Here is a 1788-nt window from a genome sequence, read left to right as displayed (position 1 = left end):
TTATTACCTGCCAACAGTGCTATAACTAGGCATTTGGACGGCGATAATGAAATAAGCCCCAGGTAAACAGACCTTTCTCAGCAGATTCAACCCATTGACATAAGCCATTCTTAGAAGATTCTAAAAATTCTGGGGTACATTTTTGGCTGAGTTCGTCGTAATGGGCAATTACCGAATCCCTCAATTTAGTGTAGTGAACCAGCAACTGATAGGATTTGTCGATCACGTTGATAGTCTCAAAACCCAGGCTTTCGGCTTTACTAGTATAGGAATGGAAAGAACCCAAACGCCCGTGATGGATATTAACCCGTTGGAGTGAATCCTTTAACACTCCATCTGGACAATCATCTGCTTGCAGAATATCCATAAACATTAACTGTCCCCCTGGTTTAAGCACCCGATAGGCTTCTTCTAGGACGCGATCTTGCCCGTCAGAGTGGAACAAGGCATCTTGAGACCAAACTAGGTCAAAGCTGGCATCGTCAAATGGAATGTCTTTAAAATTGCCGTACACAATGTCAATCAGATTGTCAAGACCCTGTTCACGATTGCGCCGCTCATTTTCCTGATTTTGCTCCTCGCTAATGTTGAGACAGGTGACATGACAGCCATATTTGCCAGCTAAATGCCGTGCGGCTGGCCCATATCCAGAACCCAGGTCAAGCACACGGAAATCGGGATTGAGGTTCTGTACTTGTGCCCCCATCCACTCAGTGGTTTTCGCCATCCCTTCAGCGATGGGGCGGTCTGGATCGTCCTCGTACATGCCTAAATTTAAGGTGTCGCTGCCAATGGCAATTTCATACAAATTACGAGCATTTTCACTGTTGTAATGTACTCTGGCGCGTTCTGTGGCTTGTTCAGAGTTTGCTGTTGTTGTGGTCATGATATGGATCTATAGCTGATGTTTTCAGAGTTTGATGTGCAGGAAATTCAGAGAAACTTTGGGTAAAGCCCCCGTTGGTCTCCCAATCCTGGGGGACTTTGAAAGATGGGGGTACTTGGGGGAGTTGAACTGTATTTCTGCCCCAGAATTGGGGGTCGGGGGGCGAAATCACAGAAGTTGGTATTGGGATTCGAGGGCAAACCTGTCCCGATCTTGCTCGTAAATCCAATCGATGTGGGGATGAAGGCGACTTGACACTCCCCGCCCTGGAAGAGCGGGGATTCCCAGATCAACGAGCTGCCTTAAACCATCATGTCCTAATCTTTGACGCCGCCAAAAAGTAGGCAATACCTAAACCGGAAACCCGTCAAGACAAAGATTCTAGTTCAGTTCATGATAGACCCAGCGGGCAATTCTCGCGATCGCGTTTGGCTACTTACTAGGAGTGCCTTAAAAAGTCTGTTCCCTCCTTTTCACCTGGTTCCGGCGTGCCCCGCCGTACCGTTTGCATTCTCTAATTTCGCAAAGCTCAGGTTCACACACCAACGGTTAATTGATGGTTGGGTTTTTAAGGAGGACTTTCCCTTCCCTCCGGGCATTACTTCTTTTAGGTCTAGCAGTGGCGGGTCTCTCTCCCGGTTGCGCCAAGGCCAAAGGCCACGCTACGCGAACGGTTTTTCAGCCTGTACCCTATGTTCAAATCATACTCTAGCGCTATGAAAATGTCAACTTAAAAGCCGTCCTAGAAGGACGGGGTTTTAGACCCAAATTCTTTGATAACCGACTGACTTCATCTTGAACCTTTGCAATGGTATTAACTGTCGGTTCGCCACTCAGCATTTTATCTATTAGTTCGGCAATGCAATGGATTTCCTCAAAACCAAATCCCCGGCTTGTGATTA

The 1788-nt window shown here is 47.1% G+C and carries 2 protein-coding genes and 1 pseudogene; 1 reads left to right on the top strand and 2 read right to left on the bottom strand.

The genetic code is table 11. From position 1 onward, the window contains the following. Positions 1–25: 25 nt before the first annotated feature. Entirely contained in the window at positions 26–886 is an 861-nt protein-coding gene (locus F6K20_RS36925) for an SAM-dependent methyltransferase (protein WP_008184334.1), read from the bottom strand. A gap of 556 nt (positions 887–1442) precedes the next feature. Here F6K20_RS36925 and F6K20_RS36920 point away from each other — a divergent pair. Continuing rightward, positions 1443–1598, top strand: a complete 156-nt coding sequence (locus F6K20_RS36920; protein ID WP_287251726.1) for a hypothetical protein — start codon at positions 1443–1445, stop codon at positions 1596–1598. A gap of 2 nt (positions 1599–1600) precedes the next feature. On the opposite strand, the pseudogene glyA reads toward F6K20_RS36920, so the two are convergent. Next, positions 1601–1788, bottom strand: a pseudogene (gene glyA / locus F6K20_RS36915) (serine hydroxymethyltransferase); the annotation flags it as partial.

The sequence above is a fragment of the Moorena sp. SIO2C4 genome, from assembly GCF_010672485.1.
Classification (GTDB): Bacteria; Cyanobacteriota; Cyanobacteriia; order Cyanobacteriales; family Coleofasciculaceae; genus Moorena; species Moorena producens.
The sequence above is the reverse complement of the archived record's forward strand: the minus strand, read 5'-3'. Positions and strand labels throughout refer to the sequence as shown.